We start from the raw sequence: 18,371 nt of genomic DNA, 5'->3' as shown, positions 1-18,371 counted from the left end.
TGGACCGCAGGGTCCTGGGAGAGTAGGACGTTGCCAAGCACAGCGAAGAGACCTTAGATTCTAAGGTCTCTTTTTGTGTTTACCCAGGGAGTGAGGAACGGACCAGGGCAGCAAGATTTCCTCGTAATATTGATCCGTTGCACAAGACATTATATCCTAAATCTATCTCCGCTAAAGGGTTGGCTTTGAGCGGAATATGCCTTTGAGTTAGAGTATCCACAAGGTTATTCACATTTTCCACAGGGACTTTGGGCTTATAATATCTAGTTTCAAATGATTGTGCACATTATCCCCACAAGAAGTTATCCACAGGGGATAAGTGGTTACACATGTTCATCGGCAACTGGCACGATCTCGGATCGAATGCGGCGATAGCGGATAAGGAAATATAATAAACTGCCTAAAACGCAAGCCAGTCCAAATCCCGCCAGTGCAGCAGCATCCCAATGCAAGTGACTCAAATTGCCTGTGGATATAATTTCTCTAAATCCATTCAGCGAATAAGTCATAGGCAGAAACGGATGTAAATTCTGCAGGATATCTGGAATGAGCTCGACAGGATACGTTCCCGCTGTAGAAGTTAATTGCAGTACCAAAAGCACAATGCCAAGAAACTTGCCTACATTCCCGAATACAGTAACCAAAAATTGAATGATCGCCATATAACAAGCACTGGTCAAAATAGCAAACCATACGAGCTTCTGCGGATCTGTTTTTTGAAGTCCGAGACCGTCCATTAGAAAAATAGAAGCTATAGCTGCCTGGACTCCCCCGACAAGCAAAAAAATTGCGTACTTACTTATAAACCAGCTGATCGGAGAAACCGGTTTTAGGACAGTGCTTCTTACAGGGAACACGGTGGCCAACAACAAAGATCCTACATACAAGCTAAGCGACAAAAAATAAGGTGCCAGCGCTGTGCCGTAATTAGGCACATCATGTATATTCCGTTCCTGAACCCTTACCGGATTGGCCAGAGTGTTATATAAATGCTGGGTTCCTACAACGGAACCGGCTTTCCGGGCGCCCTCAGCTAAACTTGTAGATAGCTTTTCCGCACCTGCCGCCAACTCTGTTTGCCCTTCATTGAGGGTCGCTACCTTGTCTGCTATGGTTGACCAGCCTGCAACGGCAGAAGACACTCCTGTTGAAATTTGCTTAGACCCTGCTGCCAGCTGGTTGAGTCCACTGGTTAGCCGGTATGTGCCTTTTTGGAATTCGGCTGTACCTGTTTGTAATTTGTCCAAACCAGTCTCCAGTGTCTCCGCACCTTGCTGCAGTTTCCCCTGCGCAGCGGACAGCTCCGCTGCCCCGTCCCGCAGCGCACCAAACTTCGCGGTCAGTGTCCCCAACCCGCTGTCCGCTTCTTTGAGGCCCCCTGCAAACCGGTCTGCGCCCGTTTCCAGGGCCTTGGTTCCCGCGGCAAGCTGTCGACTCGCCTCCAGCAGCCGCTTGAACTCCGCGTCCCCCGCCGCTTCGCTGTGCGCGGACGCGTACCTCTGCAGCTGCTCCAACAGCGCAGCTGCGCCCCCGGCCGCCGTGCCGGCGCCCTGCTGCAAGTCCCCGAAGCTGCCGAGCAGTGCTTCGGATCCTTGCCCAAGCCGGGCCAAGCCGCCGTTGAAGGCGGCCGTGCCCTCAACCAGCGCGCGCGTGCCCGGCCCCAGCTGCCGGGCCCCTTGCGCCAGCTGGCCTGCCCCGCTGCGAAGCGCCGCGGCGCCGCGGCCCAGCTCCGCCCCGGCAGCGCCCAGGCGCTCTGCCCCGGCGGCAGCATCGCCCAGCCGCGTCGAAAGCTCCGCGGCGCCGCTCTGCAGCTTCCTCAGCTCCGGAAGCTGCCCGGCCATGCCGGCAGTGAGTTTACCGCTGCCCTCGCTCAACTTGAGAGCCCCTTCCTTCAGCCTTGCAGCGCCTGCGGCGGCCTCCCCTAATCCTTTGGCGGAAGCGTTAATCCCCGTAAACAGTTCCTTCGTATAAGATTCAATCAACATGCGCGAAAGCTGTTCCCTGATTTTCGTAATGCCGCTTTCTCCGATCCGCGCAGCAATGTAGTTATACCCGGGGTTAGCTGTATACAACAGCTCCAAAGGCTGCGGGTCATGCCCTGATAACGTAACTGCGCGGCTTGAGAAATTGGGAGGCACCTGGATTAGGATGTAGTACTTGTTTTCTTTTAACCCTTCCGCAGCTTCTTCTGTTCCGACAAAGTGCCAATCAAAACTCCGGTCCTCCCGCAGCTCCCTAACAAGGTCGGCCCCAAGCGCATACGTTTTGCCGTCACGCGATGCCCCCTGATCCATATTGACAACAGCTACCGGGAGTTTCTCAAGATGACCGTACGGATCCCAAAAAGCCCATAAATAAGTACCGCAATATAAGACTGGAATGATCAGCAAACCGAGCAAAGGGACTAAAAGGCCGGGATTTTTGACAATATGCTTCCATTCAGACAGGATCCAATGTAATTTCGATTGCATGGTAAGGCTCCTAACTATGACGAAGATTTCAATATTTTACCGAATTAAGGAGAAACCTATCCAAATATGACGAAGGATGGACGTATGGCCGCTTTTTTCTATTCACAAGCACGGTTTCGGGGTATAAAAGGCTGTAAACTTCCAACACTAGAAGGTAGAAGAAACATCTTAAGGGTGCACTTGGCAAACGGGCAATTATTGTATATAATCAATTTAAAGTCAAAGATAGTCAAAGTCAGTTAAAGGCATGGCGATCATTGGCTTTAGTTTCACCTAAGGAAACTGGAGGGGAAATCGATGCGTAATATCTCCGATATTATTGAACAATATCTGAAGCATATTCTGCACGAAAGTCCCGAAGGAGCGATTGAAATTCAACGCAGCGAGCTTGCGGAGAAGTTTCAGTGCGTACCGTCTCAGATTAACTACGTTATAGGCACGCGGTTTACCCTCGAGAAGGGCTATCTGGTCGAAAGCAAGCGCGGGGGAGGCGGCTATATCCGCCTTCAGAAGATTGAGCTGCCTTCCCTGGGGACACTGCAGATTCACATCCTTCAAAGTATCGGCAGCCATATCGACCAGACTTCGGCAGAAGGCCTGATTTATCAGCTCAAAGAAGGGAAACATATTTCCCACAAAGAGGCTGGCGTGCTGTCCGCTGCGGTTTCCAGGGATGTACTGGCGATTAAGCTCCCGCTCAGGGACGAGATCAGAGCAAAGCTGTTGAAGGCGATGTTGATCTCCTTACTGAGCAAGTAGAACTTCCGTGCTTACAACGTAACAGGTCTGATAGGAGGATGAGAGTGGCATGATTTGTCAGGAATGCGGAAAGAGGCCGGCAACCTTGCATTTTACGAAGATCATTTCCGGCGAGAAGACCGAATTTCACATCTGTGAAGTTTGTGCGAGAGAGAAGGGCGAGCTGATTCCCGGGACACCGAACGGCTTTTCCATTCATAATCTGCTGTCCGGACTTCTGGATTTCGAACCTTCCCAGAATGCGGTGGGAGCCAAGCCCCAAGTAACCCGCTGCGAAACCTGCGGACTCTCTTACGCTCAATTCAGCAAGCTGGGCCGGTTTGGCTGCAGCGACTGTTATAAGCATTTTTCAGGCAGGCTGGAACCGCTGTTCCGGAGAGTCCACGGCAGTACGGTACATGCAGGGAAAATTCCCAAGCGCACCGGAGGACGGATTCAGCAGCAGCGTGAAATCGAGAGCTTGAAGAAAGAGCTGCAGGAGCGGATTGAAGCTGAAGAGTTCGAGAACGCAGCGAAGCTTCGGGACCGGATCCGCGCATTGGAGAAACAAATTTCCAGTTCGTAGGACAAAGTCCGGCTAAGTATTACTTAAGCGGCTTAGGGAGGGAATGTTTGTGCGGCACGGCAAATTTACTGAGAATGCTTTAAGCGATTGGATGAAGGGACAGGGTCCGGATTCGGATATTGTCATGAGCAGCCGGATCCGTATTGCCCGTAACCTCCAATCCCATCCGTTCCCGATGCTGGCCACGAATCAGCAGTCTCAAGAAGTACTGGATAAGGTAACGGAGGCGCTGCAGAACGAAGAACTTGGCACGATATCCCGGTTCGACCTTATTCCTCTATCCGAATTATCCGAACTTCAGAAGAGAGTGCTGGTGGAGAAGCATCTAATTAGCCCGAATCTAGCTAACGAGTCACGGAACGGAGCGGTCATTCTCAGTGAGAATGAATCGATCAGCATTATGATTAACGAAGAGGATCATCTCCGGATTCAATGCTTATGTCCTGGTTTTCAGATTAAGGAAGCTTGGGATTTAGCAAGCCAGATTGATGATGTGTTCGAAGGAAACCTGGATTACGCATTTGATGAGCGGCGCGGGTTCCTTACCAGCTGTCCCACAAATGTCGGTACAGGCATCCGGGCCTCCGTCATGATGCATTTGCCGGCGCTTGTGCTGACCCAGCAAATTAACCGGATTTTATCGGCCATTACGCAAGTCGGTTTGGCGGTCCGGGGATTGTACGGGGAAGGCAGCGAAGCGATCGGGAATTTGTTTCAAATTTCGAACCAGATTACGTTAGGCCAGTCGGAAGATGAAATTATAGATAACTTGTATAGCGTGGCACGCCAGATTATCGAACATGAGAAGGCGGCCCGCCAGAAATTGATTTCCGAGTCAAGAACCCGGATCGTAGACCGTGTCATGCGTTCTTATGGAATTTTATCCCATGCAAGCATTATGGATTCCAAAGAAGCGGCGCAGCGTCTGTCCGACGTTAGATTGGGCGTTGACCTAGGAATCATAACCCAGGTGTCTCCGCATATCATGAACGAACTGATGGTGATGACACAGCCGGGGTTTCTGCAGCAGCAATCCGGAGAGAAACTTTCTCCCGAAGACCGGGATATCCGCAGGGCTGAGTTGATCCGGGAACGACTTTCTACCATATAACTGCATACCTATATTCCATGGAGGTGTTTTCTATGATGTTTGGCAGATTTACGGAACGAGCGCAGAAGGTGCTGGCCCTTGCTCAAGAAGAGGCTGTACGCCTGGGGCATAACAATATCGGTACGGAGCATATTTTGCTCGGCCTGATCCGCGAAGGAGAGGGTATTGCTGCAAAAGCGCTGATCGCTTTGGGCCTTGGACTTGAGAAAATTCAAGACGAAGTGGAATCCCTGATCGGCAGAGGACAAGAACAGCCTACTAATATTGCTTACACGCCGAGAGCCAAGAAGGTAATCGAGCTGTCTATGGACGAAGCCCGTAAACTCGGCCATACCTATGTAGGAACGGAGCATATTTTACTCGGTTTGATTCGTGAAGGCGAAGGTGTGGCTGCACGTGTACTCAACAACCTTGGCGTATCCCTGAATAAGGCGCGCCAGCAAGTGCTGCAGCTTCTGGGCAGCAGCGAAGCCGTTTCTTCCAGTCACGGCAATCCGGTAAATGTGAATACACCGACACTGGATGGACTGGCACGCGACCTTACGGCATATGCCAAAGAAGGCAATCTGGATCCGGTGATCGGCCGCAGTAAAGAGATTGAACGTGTTATCCAGGTGTTGAGCCGCCGTACGAAGAACAACCCTGTATTGATCGGTGAGCCTGGGGTAGGTAAAACGGCGATTGCCGAAGGTTTGGCACAACGTATCATCAATAATGAAATTCCGGAAACGCTGCGTGACAAACGCGTGATGACTTTGGATATGGGATCGGTAGTAGCCGGCACCAAGTATAGAGGGGAATTTGAGGACCGCCTCAAAAAGATTATGGATGAAATCCGCCAGGCTGGAAACATCATTCTCTTTATCGACGAGCTGCACACGCTGATCGGAGCAGGCGGAGCTGAAGGAGCTATTGATGCTTCCAATATTCTTAAGCCGGCGCTTGCCCGTGGAGAGCTTCAGTGCATCGGGGCGACAACTCTGGACGAATACCGCAAATATATTGAAAAGGATGCCGCGCTGGAGCGCCGCTTCCAGCCGATTACGGTAGACCAGCCTTCGCCGGAAGAAGCGATTCAGATTCTCTACGGTCTAAGAGACCGCTATGAAGCGCATCACCGCGTGAAAATTACAGATGAAGCGATTGAACAGGCGGTTAAACTGTCTGACCGCTATATTACAGACCGGTTCCTGCCGGACAAAGCAATTGACCTGATCGATGAAGCGGGCTCCAAAGTAAGGCTGAACTCTTACACAGTACCGCCTAATCTGAAGCAGCTGGAAAGCCGCCTGGAAGATATCCGTAAAGAGAAGGATGCGGCGGTGCAATCCCAGGAATTCGAAAAAGCCGCTTCTCTCCGCGATACGGAACAGAAGATGCGCGAAGAGCTGGACAGCACGAAGAATGAATGGAAAGAGAAGCAGGGCCGTACGGATTCCGAAGTCACTCCTGAAGACATTGCTCAAGTGGTGGCCAGCTGGACCGGCATTCCGGTTGTGAAGCTGAAGGAAGAAGAGACCGAGAGACTGCTGAACATGGAATCCATTCTTCATGACCGTGTCATTGGCCAGGAAGAAGCGGTTAAAGCGGTATCCCGCGCCATCCGCCGTGCTCGCGCAGGTTTGAAAGATCCGAAGAGACCAATGGGCTCCTTTATCTTCCTTGGGCCTACAGGGGTCGGTAAAACCGAGCTGGCACGCGCTCTTGCGGAGGCGATGTTTGGAGACGAGAACGCGGTTATCCGAATCGACATGTCCGAGTACATGGAGAAACATTCGACCTCCCGTCTGGTGGGAGCTCCTCCGGGATATGTCGGCTACGATGAAGGCGGTCAGCTGACCGAGAAAGTACGCCGCAAGCCTTATTCCGTTGTTCTTCTCGACGAAATTGAGAAGGCTCACCCGGAAGTGTTTAATATCCTGCTTCAAGTGCTGGAAGACGGCCGATTGACGGATTCCAAAGGCCGCACTGTCGACTTCCGCAACACATTGATCATTATGACCTCGAACGTTGGAGCCGAGATGATCAAGCGGAACTCTACTCTTGGTTTTACTGCTGCCATTGATGCAGGTAAAGATTATAGCAATATGAAAGACAAAGTGATGGGCGAGCTGAAGAAAAGCTTCCGTCCGGAGTTCCTGAACCGGATCGACGAGATCATCGTGTTCCACTCTCTGGATGAGACGCATATTTCCCAAATCGTATCGCTCATGTCCGACGATCTGCGCAAGCGCCTGAAGGAACAGGATGTCGACTTCTCACTTACGCCTTCAGCGCTTTCGTTCCTGGCGAAGGAAGGTTTTGACCCGGCATTCGGCGCAAGGCCTTTACGCCGTGCGATTCAGAAGCACATCGAGGACCGTCTGTCCGAAGAACTGTTGATGGGCAAGATCTCCAAAGGCGACTCCTTAACGATCGACGAGCAGAACGGAGAACTGATCGTGCAGCGGAACGAAACGGAAACGGTCAACAAGTAACATTAACCTTTATAAGCAGTAACACGTTTGTAAAAGCACACAGCGCTTTAACCCTCTGCCCTCGGGCAGAAAGGGTTAAGGCGTTTTCTTTTGATGCGCCGGGTGGGGCATTTTTTCAATAGGGTTTTCACACTACTGGGGAAATGGTAAACTTTGAATAGAGGACAGATAAGGAGCAGCTATGGCTAAACTAAAAACCAAATTCGTATGCACGGAATGCGGCTACGAATCCCCTAAATGGCTGGGGAAATGTCCGGGATGCCAATCCTGGAACTCGTTAATCGAAGAAACGGAATCGTCCGCTGTAAAGACACAAGGGATCGGCATGAATACCTCTGTATTTATGACGAAAGAGAAGCCCGTTTCCATCATAGATATTAAGAGCAGCCAGGAACCGAGGGTGCTCACCGATATTGGGGAACTCAACCGCGTCCTGGGCGGGGGATTGGTGCCCGGCTCGCTGATTTTGGTCGGGGGAGACCCGGGTATCGGAAAATCCACACTTCTGCTGCAGACCTCCCATGCACTGGCTGTAAAAGGGCTCCGGGTGCTTTATATCTCGGGTGAGGAATCGGTCAGTCAGACACGCCTTAGGGCAGACCGGCTGGGGGCACTCTCAGCGAATCTGTTCGTACTATGTGAAACGAATCTGGAACAGATCGAGGAAGCTATTGAGCAGGTAAAGCCTGACTTTCTTGTCATCGATTCGATTCAGACCGTATATCAGCCCTCCGTAACCTCTGCACCGGGCAGTGTGGCACAAGTACGGGAGTGCACGGGCCACTTCATGCGCGTTTCCAAAGTGAGAGGCATTGCAACCGTACTGGTCGGCCATGTAACTAAAGAAGGAGCTATTGCAGGCCCGCGGATGCTGGAACATATGGTGGACTGCGTGCTGTATTTCGAAGGGGAACGGCATCACTCGTACCGCCTGCTTCGGGCCGTTAAGAACCGGTTCGGTTCCACAAACGAAATCGGCATTTTTGAAATGAAAGAAGCGGGACTGACCGAGGTAACTAATCCTTCGGAACTGTTTCTTCAGGAGAGACCGCTTGGCGTAGCAGGGTCGACGGTCGTAGCTAGTATGGAAGGAACCCGGCCTGTGCTGGTCGAGCTGCAAGCGCTGGTGAGTCCGACGAATTTTCCGACGCCGAGACGGATGTCTGCAGGTATAGATCACAACAGGCTGGCTCTGATTATTGCTGTCCTGGAAAAGCGTATGGGCTTGTTTTTACAGAACCAGGATGTCTATCTCAATGTAGCCGGCGGGGTTAAACTGGATGAACCTGCCGTTGATCTGGCGGCTGCCGTTTGTATCGCCTCCAGCTTTAAGGATAAGCCTACGCGTCCTTTCGACGTCGTGTTCGGGGAAATCGGTTTAACCGGAGAAGTCCGGGCTGTTTCAAGAATCGAGCACCGGGTGAAGGAAGCGGAGAAGCTGGGATTTAAACGGATTATTTTGCCGGAGAAAAGCCTTAAGGGCTGGAAGCGTCCCAAGAATATTGAAATCATTGGAGTAAATACTGTAGCAGAGGCACTGACGGCTGCTTTAGGTTAGGGGGCAAATGACATGAAAGAGAAAGAAGACACGCAGCAAAGGGATGTGATGAGCCAGCTGCTGCAGCTGGTTGCGCCAGGAACTGCATTCCGGGATGGTCTGGAAAACGTGCTTAGGGCGAAGACCGGAGCATTAATCGTTGTGGGCTACAGTCCTGAAGTTCAGGACATCGTAGACGGGGGTTTTTCCATCAACTGCGATTTTTCCCCGAACTATCTGTACGAGCTTGCAAAAATGGACGGAGCGATTATTCTCAGCGAGGACATCAAGCGGATCCTGTTCGCCAACACCCAGCTTATTCCCGATTCCTCTATTTCATCGATCGAGACTGGGATTCGTCACCGTACTGCGGAGCGGGTAGCGAAACAAACGGGAAAACTGGTCGTCTCCATTTCGCAGAGAAGGAATGTTATCACGCTGTATCAGGGGAATCTGAGATATTCGCTTAAGGATATCGGAGTAATTTTGACCAAGGCGAACCAGGCGATCCAGACGCTTGATAAGTACCGGGCGGTTTTAACGCAAGGCCTGACTAATCTTACGGCGGCTGAATTTGAAGAGCTGGTGACGCTGCATGAGGTTGCTAATGTTATTCAGCGTGTAGAGATGGTGCTGCGGATCAAGTCTGAAATTAAACGGTATGTAAACGAACTCGGCAATGAGGGCCGCTTGATTACGATGCAGCTGGACGAATTGGTCGCGAATGTGGAAGAGGACGCGATTTTGCTGCTGAAGGATTATGCGAGAGACCGGAGCGATGAGAAGATTAAAGAAATTCTGGCGGGGTTAAAGAGACTTACGAGCGATGAGCTGCTGGAATCACATTTGATTATCCGGCTGCTGGGTTACTCTTACGCCAACAATATTTTGGAAGAACCGATTGCGCCTCGGGGTTACCGGATGTTAAGCAAAATTCCGCGCCTGCCGTCGGTCATCATCAACAACCTGGTAGAGCGGTTTGAAACGCTGCCACACACGCTGATGGCGACGATCGAGGAACTGGACGAAGTGGACGGCATTGGGGAAGTCAGAGCCCGTACGATCAAGGAAGGCCTGAAGCGAATCCAGGAACAAGCTTTCATTGACAGACATATCTGATATACCCTACAATCATAGAATGACCAATTTATTGAAATTTGGTCATGTTTTGGTCTTTTGTGTCATACTTTTGTGCTATGCCTCCTTTCACATGAACAGCTTAGATTAGGGCATAGTAAAACTTGAGGTGGAATCCTAATGATAACAAAGTCTCTGCCCAGCCTTTTTACTATCGGTAACCTGTTTTTAGGGATTGTAGCGATCATTCTTGTGTTTAACGGCAATCCTGCACTGGCGGCGGTTATGGTCCTGATTGCCATGCTGCTTGACGGCGTGGACGGCAGAGTAGCACGGGCACTCAACGTACAGAGTGAATTCGGCAAAGAGCTCGACTCTCTTTCCGACGTCATCTCCTTCGGGGTGGCACCGGCATTTATTATATACGTTGTAGCTTTTCAAGAGATGAACCCTGCCGCGGGATGGATTGTCACTGCTTTGTTTCCCATCTGCGGAGCGTTGAGGCTGGCCAGGTTTAATGTAATCTCCGGTGTGCCGGGTTACTTTATCGGACTGCCGATACCTGCAGCCGGCGGTGTTCTCTGCACGATGGCACTGTTTCAGGATCATATCAGCAACATCATTCTTCTGATTGGCACAATCTTGCTTTCCCTGTTAATGGTCAGTAACATTAAGTACCCTAACTTTAAGAAGGTAGGCATTCCGAAAGCGGCAATATGGGTTATTCCGATCGTGGTCATCCTCGCTGTGGTTCTCGCATTGAATTCCTCGCCAAGCGTGTTGACCAAGCTTATCTTCGTACCTCTTGTGATTTATGCCCTTTACGGGCTAAAAAAAAACGTTGACACGCTGTTTCGGCGCCGCCGCAAACAGCAAAGAGAAGATGTCGACACGGTGAAGCACGAGGCGTGATCTTCAGAGTGTTTTGTTAACTGAATAGGTTTTATTCCCATAATAAAAAGCATTTATTTCCCGCGTCAGCGAAAATAAATGCTTTTTTTATTGCGCTTCAAGCCGTTTGCGTCTCACGTTTACGATAAATTGAATAGTCCCAGCGTAGAGCATTTCTTAGATTCATTCTCTACTACTTGCTGCAAATCGATATCCAGCAGATTGCACAAAGCCGACACATAAAACAGGTTCTTGCCCAGTTCCGCCGTAACGGCTTCCGAACACTGGTCGCACAAATGTCCGGATAGATGGTGTTCAAGCGTCTCCATGGCTTCCTGGAGATCAGGCTGTTCGGGATAACGCTGCTTCTTCGCATGAATCTCGATACAACCGCATTCGGTTACGGATTTAATGACTGCGCGATGAACGGAAGCATTCGACTGGTTGTTCTTGGACAGTACATCGAGCAGGCTCCGGTGCCGCAGCAGCAGTTCGGAAACCTGATCCTGAAATTCCTTTAGGCTCGGAGAATTCATATCTTGCACCTCTATTTGTCAGAAATTTACTAGCTCAATTATACAGAATTCAGAAGGCGATTACAAAACCAATTCCCAAAAAAGAAAAAATTGGGCGTACCCGGGTTAGCGTTGAATAAATTGGAACATAATTGTAACAGAGGCATGGAAGAGGAATGCTCTTTATTTTTTGGAGGCGATCTCGTATGATTTTACAAAGAATTTTTCAATTGTTGTTTGCTTGTTTGGGTATGATAGGCGGGTATCAATGGAGTCATTTGGTTGAACGGCCGCTTGGCTGGCTTGAACCGGTAACGGGAACGGCATCCGTTCAGGGTGAAAGCTATGTTTTGATGGGGACGCTCGGTGTCTTGCTGTTTGCCGTCACCTCCCGGATTTCCAAAAGGCTCTCGGTAGCCGTCCTTAAGGGGGAATCCGCCCTGATGCGTATGCCTGCAGGTGATCTGATGACTGGTGTAGGCGGACTAACCCTTGGATTAGTCATAGCTGTGCTGCTGTTTCCTTCTATACGCGAGTTTCAAGGGTACGGCTGGGCTTTGTCTCTTTTCGTCACGGGACTTTTAGGTTTTTCAGGTTACCGTATCGCTTATCACAAGAAAGATGAATTTGCGGAACTGTTGAACGGGTTTCGTACGGGCGGGGAACGGCGCAAGGAAAGCAAGCAGTTTGAAGAACACAAGATTTTGGATACAAGCGTTATTATCGACGGCAGAATTGCCGATATCTGCAAAACAGGTTTTATTGAAGGCACGTTAGTTATTCCTGAGTTTGTTCTGGAGGAGCTGCAGCACATCGCGGATTCGTCGGATTTGCTGAAGCGCAACAGGGGACGCCGGGGACTGGACATTTTGAACAAAATCCAGAAAGAGCTTGACGTGCATGTGCTGATTTATGAGGGAGATTTCGAGGAAATTTCCGAAGTGGACAGCAAGCTTGTGAAACTGGCCAAAGTGCTTCAGGGGAAAGTGGTCACGAACGATTTCAACTTGAATAAGGTTTGCGAACTGCAGGGCGTTTCCGTGTTGAATATCAATGATTTGGCGAATGCCGTGAAGCCGGTCGTGCTGCCTGGGGAAGAAATTCTGGTGCAGGTGATCAAAGACGGAAAGGAATACGGTCAAGGGGTTGCCTATTTGGATGACGGTACGATGATTGTGGTGGAAGGCGGCCGTGATTACATCGGAAGCACCATCGAGGTGCTGGTGACCAGCGTACTGCAGACTTCCGCCGGACGAATGATTTTTGCGAAGCCCAAGCTATTGGAAAAAGCTCAGTAAACGATTATGATTAAGAGATGTAATCAGAATAATCGCTGACGGGCAAAAGCGGGGGTAAGCCATGAGCAAACTTGGCGTAGTCATTGTAGCGGCGGGCCGAGGCTCGCGGATGAAAACGCAGGAAAGCAAGCAGTATCTGCTGCTTCAAGGGAAGCCTGTAATCGTACATACGCTGGAAGTATTCGAGGCTTCTCCGGAAGTGGACGAGATCGTACTTGTCGTAGGGGAGCAGGATGTTGACCGCTGCAAAGGTTACGTAGCACAATACGGAATCGGGAAAGTCATATCGGTAACTGCGGGAGGCTCGGAAAGGCAGCACTCGGTTTACCGCGGGCTGGAGTGTCTGAGTACCGAATGGGTTATGGTGCATGACGGCGTAAGGCCTTTTGTGAAGCGGGAGGATTTGATCCGCTGCTTGGATGGCGCCCGGGAGACGGGGGCTGCTGTGCTTGCTGTGCCAGTGAAAGATACAATCAAAGTGGTGGGCGATAATGGCGTGATTACTGCGACGCCGGACCGCCGGAGCTTGTGGGCGATTCAAACCCCGCAAGCTTTTCGCCGTTTGGAGCTTCTGAAGGCGCATGAAAGCGCCGAAAGCGAAGGATTTCTGGGCACCGACGACGCGATGCTGGCGGAGCGTGCCGGAATGCAGGTTCGTGTGGTGGAAGGCGACTACACGAACATTAAGCTTACGACGCCGGAGGATTTGGACTGGGCGGAGTTTATATTGGGGAAACGGGGAGAGGATTGCAGATGATACGCGTAGGGCAAGGGTTTGACGTCCATCAGTTAACGGAGGGACGGAAGTGCATAATCGGAGGGGTTGATATCCCTTACGAGAGAGGGCTGCTGGGACACTCCGATGCGGATGTGCTGCTGCATGCCATCACGGATGCGGTGCTGGGGGCTTTGGGCCGCGGTGATATCGGCACACATTTTCCTGACACGGATGCCGCGTTTAAAGACGCCGACAGCTTGAAGCTGCTCAAAGAAGTGTGGGCGTTCGCTAAGGATGCCGGCTACGGCTTGGGGAATGTCGATGCTACCATTATCGCGCAAAAGCCGAAGATGGCTCCATATATCCCGCAAATGGCGGAAATTATAGCTCGCGCCTTGGATGCTGAAATCTCCCAGGTGAACGTAAAAGCGACTACGACAGAGCAGCTGGGCTTCACCGGGCGCGGAGAGGGCATTGCCGCCCAGGCAGTTGTCCTGCTTGTCAAACAGTGATAAAATCGGTGGATAATCAAGCGTCTGAAGAGGGGAAATAACGATGGCACAAGAGATTCGCGTCCGGTACGCGCCAAGCCCTACCGGGCATCTGCATATAGGCAATGCCAGAACAGCACTGTTCAACTACTTATTCGCCCGCAACCGCGGCGGCAAATTCATCATCAGAATCGAAGATACCGATGTGAAACGCAATATCGCCGGCGGTGAAGAAAGCCAGTTGACTTATTTGAAGTGGCTGGGCATCAATTGGGATGAGAGCATCGATATCGGCGGTGAGTACGGACCTTACCGCCAGACGGAGCGTCTTGATATCTACCGGGAATACACGAACAGTCTGATTGCGGAAGGCAAAGCTTATTACTGCTACTGTACCGAAGAGGAATTGGAGCGGGAGCGGGAAGAACAGACTGCCCGCGGCGAGATGCCCCGCTATTCCGGACGCCACCGCGACCTGTCTGAGGAGCAACGCAAGGCGTATGAAGCGGAGGGCAGAGTGCCAAGCGTCCGCTTCCGTGTGCCTGAAGGGGTAACCTACACTTTTGACGATATGGTCAAGGGAACGGTTTCGTTCGAATCCGACGTCAGCGGCGATTTCGTTATTGTTAAGAAAGACGGCATCCCGACTTATAACTTCGCCGTTGTAGTCGATGACCATCTCATGAAGATTTCCCACGTGCTTCGCGGTGACGACCATATCTCTAACACGCCGCGGCAGCTGATGATTTATGAAGCGCTTGGATGGGAGCCGCCTGTATTCGGCCATATGACGCTGATCGTCAATGAGAGCCGCAAGAAGCTCAGCAAACGCGATGAGTCCATCATCCAGTTTATCGAGCAGTATGATCAGCTGGGCTACCTGCCTGAAGCTATGTTTAACTTTATTACATTGCTCGGCTGGTCACCTGAAGGTGAGAACGAGATGTTTTCCAAAGAGGAATTGACTGCTTCCTTCGACCCGAACCGTTTGTCCAAGAGCCCTGCTGTATTCGATACGGCTAAGCTGAGTTGGATGAACAATCAATATATGAAGAAGGCTGAGCTCGAGAGAGTGGCGGAGATGTGCATTCCTCATCTTCAGAAGGCCGGCCGTATTCCGGAGGAACTCGATGCCGAAACCAGACGTTGGGTAACACTGCTTGTCGGCTTATATCAGGAACAGTTGACTTGCGCTTCGGATATCGTACCGATGACCGGACTCTTCTTCGCGGAAGTAGAGGAGCATGAAGAGGAAGCGAAGACTGTTCTTGCCGAAGAACAGGTGCCTGTTGTGGCAGAAGCATTCCTGAAGCAGCTCGAGCAAAGCGATGAATTTTCTGCCGATGCAATTAAGGCGCTGCTGAAGAACGTCCAGACCGAAACGGGCTTCAAAGGCAAGCAGCTGTTCATGCCGATCCGGGCCGCTTTGACCGGACAGGTGCATGGCCGGGACCTAAATCAGACGCTCTACCTGCTTGGCAAGGATAAGGTGATAGCAAGGCTAAGGAAATTTTTGAATCAACGGTAAGGTATATTGCTCCATTTCATGAAGTCAAGTATACTGAAAGAAAAGCAATGAAGAGGAAAGTACGCCTAAGTAAGGAATCCCAGAGAGGATAACCGGCACGGGATTAGCAAGCGCCGAGTGGAAGTTATTCGTTCCCCTTAAGCAGAAATGCGCCTCAGAGCTGTGCAGTTGAAGCAGGCAATTTTACCTTGCCGCAGTGAATTGCACCGGGAAGTCCACGTTATGGACCTGGAGACGGGGTTTTTCATCGTGCCCGCACATGTTTGCGAGATTTATGTTGCATACTGGGCATAACGACGTTGACTGCCCCAAGCAGAGTGGAACCGCGGTTAACGCCTCTGCAGCGAATGTTCGCTGCAGAGGCTTTTTGCATTTCAAGGAACGCGAAAAGGGGTTAAGGCCATGTTACGCAGAATCCGATCGGACATACAGGCGGTGTTTGATAATGACCCGGCGGCCCGCAGCCGGTTTGAAGTAATATTCACCTATTCCGGATTGCATGCGATCTGGGCTTACCGGATTGCGCATTGGTTCTTTGTCAGACGCTGGTTTACTGCTGCCCGTATGATTTCCCAAATCAGCCGGTTCTTTACCGGGATTGAAATACACCCGGGCGCGCGAATCGGCGAGAGGCTGTTTATCGATCACGGGATGGGTGTCGTCATAGGCGAAACTTGCGAGATCGGTAACGACGTAGTGCTGTACCAGGGAGTTACCTTGGGAGGTACGGGGAAAGAGAAGGGGAAACGCCATCCGACGATCGGAAACCATGTCGTGATTTCTTCGGGTGCCAAAGTGCTGGGTTCGTTTAAAGTAGGGGAACATGCCAAGATCGGGGCGAACTCAGTTGTCCTGAAGGAAGTGCCTCCTTGTTCTACAATAGTCGGAATTCCGGGCAGGGTAGTCAAGTTTAACGGGAAGCGGTTAGAGGATAAACTAAATCATAACCAGGTGCCTGATCCCGTGCTGGAGACGTTTCGGTTTATGCAGAAGGAGATTAATGAACTGAAACAGGAGCTGGAGGAGCTTAGGCAGCTTCAGCAGGCGAACGGGAACGCAGGTTCCACGCAGGATGTAAAACAGAAAGCAGAGGTGTAACAGGCCATGTCTTTAAAAATATACAATACAATGACCCGGACCAAAGAAGTGTTCGTTCCGCTTGAAGAAGGCAAAGTCAAAATGTACGTGTGCGGTCCAACGGTTTATAACTATATCCACATCGGCAATGCACGGCCGTTTATCGTGTTTGATGTGGTGCGCAAATATTTGCTTGCTGCAGGCTACGATGTAACCTATGTGCTGAACTTCACCGATGTGGATGATAAGCTGATCCGCAAAGCAGAGGAATTAAAAGTGACCGTGCCGGAAGTGGCGGACCGGTTTGTTGACGCTTTTTACGACGATGTGCGCTGGCTTGGCATTAAGGATGCGGATGTACATCCGCGCGTTACGGAGAACATCAAGGAAATTATTGATTTTATCCAAGGACTGATTGACAAAGGCTTTGCATACGTAAGCGAAGGCGATGTGAATTTCCGGACGTCGAAGTTTCATGAATACGGCAAGCTGTCCCACCAGAATCTGGAGGAGCTGCAGTTCGGTATCCGGATTGATGTCGATGAGAAGAAGGAAAACCCGCAGGATTTTGTCCTATGGAAAAATGCAAAGCCAGGCGAAATCAGCTGGTCCGCTCCATGGGGAGACGGCCGCCCCGGATGGCATATCGAGTGCTCGGCAATGATCAATAAATATCTGGGCCCTTCCATCGATATTCACGGAGGCGGGCATGACCTGACGTTCCCTCACCATGAATGTGAAATCGCGCAATCCGAATCGTTGAACGAACAGAACTTCGTAAGCTATTGGATGCATAACGGTTACATTAATATCAATAACGAGAAAATGTCCAAATCTTTGGGCAACGGGATTAATGTTACGGATTTAAGAAGCCGCATGAAGCCGCAGGTCATCCGGTATTTCATGCTCTCTTCCCATTACCGGAGCCCGCTGAATTTCAGCGATGATACCATTAAGCAAGCGGAGAACAGCATCGAGCGGATTTGGAACTCTTATTCCAATTTGAAGCACCGGTATGCGAACGCTGCAGCCATCCAGGCAGCAGACGGAGTAAAGGAAGCGCCTGAGGTTATGTCTAGGTTAGAGGAGATCCGTAACGCATTCCACGACCGTATGCAGGACGACTTCAGCACACCGGATGCGATTACGGCTCTATTCGAACTTGTTGCCGAAACGAATCTGTACCTTAAGCAGCCGGTTGCTGCGGAGCCAGTACTGCGCCGGATGCTTGACTTGTTCACTGAGTTTCATTCCGTGTTGGGTATACTGGAAGAAGAGGACCAGGCGCTGCTTGACGAAGAAATCGAACAGCTTATCGAAGAGAGGAAGGAAGCCCGCCAGTCCAAAAATTGGGCCCGTGCCGATGAAATCCGCGATTTGCTTACAGAAAAGGGAATTGTTCTGGAGGATACGCCGCAGGGTATGCGATGGAGGAGAAAATGACCGAAGACTCCTGTGCCGACCGGCTTTATTTTGCTCCGGCGAAAGTGCCGGAACTGCTCAATCCCATCGTCCTTGCTTACATGGGTGATGCGGTTTATGAAATATTCATAAGGCAGCATATGATATCTATGCCGAACCATCGGCCGAACCACCTTCACCAGCAGTCGACGAAGTTTGTGTCAGCGAAGGCGCAGGCAAGAGCGTTGGATCACATTATGCCTCAGCTGACCGAAGAAGAAGCCGATATCGTTAGGCGGGGGCGCAACGCCAAGTCAGGAAGCACGCCCAAGAATACGGATGTGATCGTGTATCGGCGCAGTACGGCCTTCGAGTGCCTTATCGGGTACTTATATTATAAGCATCGCCACGAGCGCCTTGAGGAACTCATGCGCCTTACACTGGAAGTCTAGTTA

Annotated in this window: 16 protein-coding genes; 14 read left to right on the top strand and 2 right to left on the bottom strand. The window is 50.9% G+C overall.

Annotated features, from left to right (window positions below; all coding sequences use genetic code 11):
• Positions 1 to 323 precede the first annotated feature (323 nt).
• Positions 324 to 2,471: a YhgE/Pip family protein gene (locus tag ACFSUF_RS22860; protein WP_377606970.1), complete on the bottom strand. Its 2,148-nt coding sequence runs from the start codon at positions 2,469 to 2,471 to the stop codon at positions 324 to 326.
• 297 nt (positions 2,472 to 2,768) lie between these two features.
• Between ACFSUF_RS22860 and ACFSUF_RS22855 the strand changes: the two genes are divergently transcribed.
• The 7 genes from ACFSUF_RS22855 to pssA all read left to right on the top strand — a co-directional run bounded on the left by ACFSUF_RS22855 (position 2,769) and on the right by pssA (position 10,909).
• Positions 2,769 to 3,230: a CtsR family transcriptional regulator gene (locus ACFSUF_RS22855; protein WP_377606968.1), complete on the top strand. Its 462-nt coding sequence runs from the start codon at positions 2,769 to 2,771 to the stop codon at positions 3,228 to 3,230.
• A 49-nt stretch (positions 3,231 to 3,279) separates the two neighbouring features.
• Positions 3,280 to 3,795 (top strand): UvrB/UvrC motif-containing protein, encoded by a 516-nt coding sequence (locus ACFSUF_RS22850; protein WP_377606966.1) that lies wholly within the window; start codon positions 3,280 to 3,282, stop codon positions 3,793 to 3,795.
• A gap of 91 nt (positions 3,796 to 3,886) precedes the next feature.
• Positions 3,887 to 4,906, top strand: coding sequence for a protein arginine kinase (locus tag ACFSUF_RS22845; protein WP_377606974.1), 1,020 nt, complete (start codon positions 3,887 to 3,889; stop codon positions 4,904 to 4,906).
• 32 nt (positions 4,907 to 4,938) lie between these two features.
• Positions 4,939 to 7,383, top strand: coding sequence for an ATP-dependent protease ATP-binding subunit ClpC (gene clpC / locus ACFSUF_RS22840; protein ID WP_377606964.1), 2,445 nt, complete (start codon positions 4,939 to 4,941; stop codon positions 7,381 to 7,383).
• 181 nt (positions 7,384 to 7,564) lie between these two features.
• Positions 7,565 to 8,941, top strand: coding sequence for a DNA repair protein RadA (gene radA / locus ACFSUF_RS22835; protein WP_377606962.1), 1,377 nt, complete (start codon positions 7,565 to 7,567; stop codon positions 8,939 to 8,941).
• Between the two features lie 12 nt (positions 8,942 to 8,953).
• Positions 8,954 to 10,039, top strand: a complete 1,086-nt coding sequence (gene disA / locus ACFSUF_RS22830) for a DNA integrity scanning diadenylate cyclase DisA (RefSeq protein ID WP_377606960.1) — start codon at positions 8,954 to 8,956, stop codon at positions 10,037 to 10,039.
• Positions 10,040 to 10,177: 138 nt separating this feature from the next.
• Positions 10,178 to 10,909 carry a CDP-diacylglycerol--serine O-phosphatidyltransferase gene (pssA, locus tag ACFSUF_RS22825; protein WP_377606958.1) on the top strand — a complete coding sequence of 244 codons (732 nt, stop codon included), beginning with the start codon at positions 10,178 to 10,180 and terminating at the stop codon, positions 10,907 to 10,909.
• 119 nt (positions 10,910 to 11,028) lie between these two features.
• On the opposite strand, the gene ACFSUF_RS22820 is transcribed toward pssA, so the two are convergent.
• A complete protein-coding gene (locus ACFSUF_RS22820; RefSeq protein WP_377606956.1) occupies positions 11,029 to 11,424 on the bottom strand; it encodes a DUF1573 domain-containing protein in 396 nt (131 codons plus the stop codon).
• Between the two features lie 185 nt (positions 11,425 to 11,609).
• On the opposite strand from ACFSUF_RS22820, the gene ACFSUF_RS22815 reads away from it, so the two are divergent.
• The 7 genes from ACFSUF_RS22815 to ACFSUF_RS22785 all read left to right on the top strand — a co-directional run bounded on the left by ACFSUF_RS22815 (position 11,610) and on the right by ACFSUF_RS22785 (position 18,368).
• Positions 11,610 to 12,701: a PIN/TRAM domain-containing protein gene (locus ACFSUF_RS22815; protein ID WP_377606954.1), complete on the top strand. Its 1,092-nt coding sequence runs from the start codon at positions 11,610 to 11,612 to the stop codon at positions 12,699 to 12,701.
• 61 nt (positions 12,702 to 12,762) lie between these two features.
• Positions 12,763 to 13,458 carry a 2-C-methyl-D-erythritol 4-phosphate cytidylyltransferase gene (gene ispD, locus ACFSUF_RS22810; RefSeq protein WP_377606952.1) on the top strand — a complete coding sequence of 232 codons (696 nt, stop codon included), beginning with the start codon at positions 12,763 to 12,765 and terminating at the stop codon, positions 13,456 to 13,458.
• Positions 13,455 to 13,931 (top strand): 2-C-methyl-D-erythritol 2,4-cyclodiphosphate synthase, encoded by a 477-nt coding sequence (ispF, locus tag ACFSUF_RS22805; RefSeq protein WP_377606950.1) that lies wholly within the window; start codon positions 13,455 to 13,457, stop codon positions 13,929 to 13,931. Before ispD ends, ispF begins: the two co-directional genes overlap by 4 nt.
• 43 nt (positions 13,932 to 13,974) lie before the next feature.
• On the top strand, positions 13,975 to 15,438 hold the full coding sequence (gene gltX / locus ACFSUF_RS22800; RefSeq protein ID WP_377606948.1) for a glutamate--tRNA ligase: 1,464 nt from the start codon (positions 13,975 to 13,977) through the stop codon (positions 15,436 to 15,438).
• Between the two features lie 402 nt (positions 15,439 to 15,840).
• Entirely contained in the window at positions 15,841 to 16,536 is a 696-nt protein-coding gene (gene cysE / locus ACFSUF_RS22795; RefSeq protein WP_377606946.1) for a serine O-acetyltransferase, read from the top strand.
• Positions 16,537 to 16,542: 6 nt separating this feature from the next.
• Entirely contained in the window at positions 16,543 to 17,958 is a 1,416-nt protein-coding gene (gene cysS / locus ACFSUF_RS22790; protein WP_377606944.1) for a cysteine--tRNA ligase, read from the top strand.
• A complete protein-coding gene (locus tag ACFSUF_RS22785) occupies positions 17,955 to 18,368 on the top strand; it encodes a Mini-ribonuclease 3 (RefSeq protein ID WP_377606942.1) in 414 nt (137 codons plus the stop codon). The genes cysS and ACFSUF_RS22785 overlap by 4 nt, the downstream gene beginning before the upstream one ends.
• Positions 18,369 to 18,371 lie beyond the last annotated feature (3 nt).

The organism is Paenibacillus gansuensis (assembly GCF_042684925.1).
Lineage (GTDB): Bacteria > Bacillota > Bacilli > Paenibacillales > DY6 > Paenibacillus_N > Paenibacillus_N gansuensis.
This window is presented reverse-complemented; position numbering and strand designations above follow the sequence as displayed.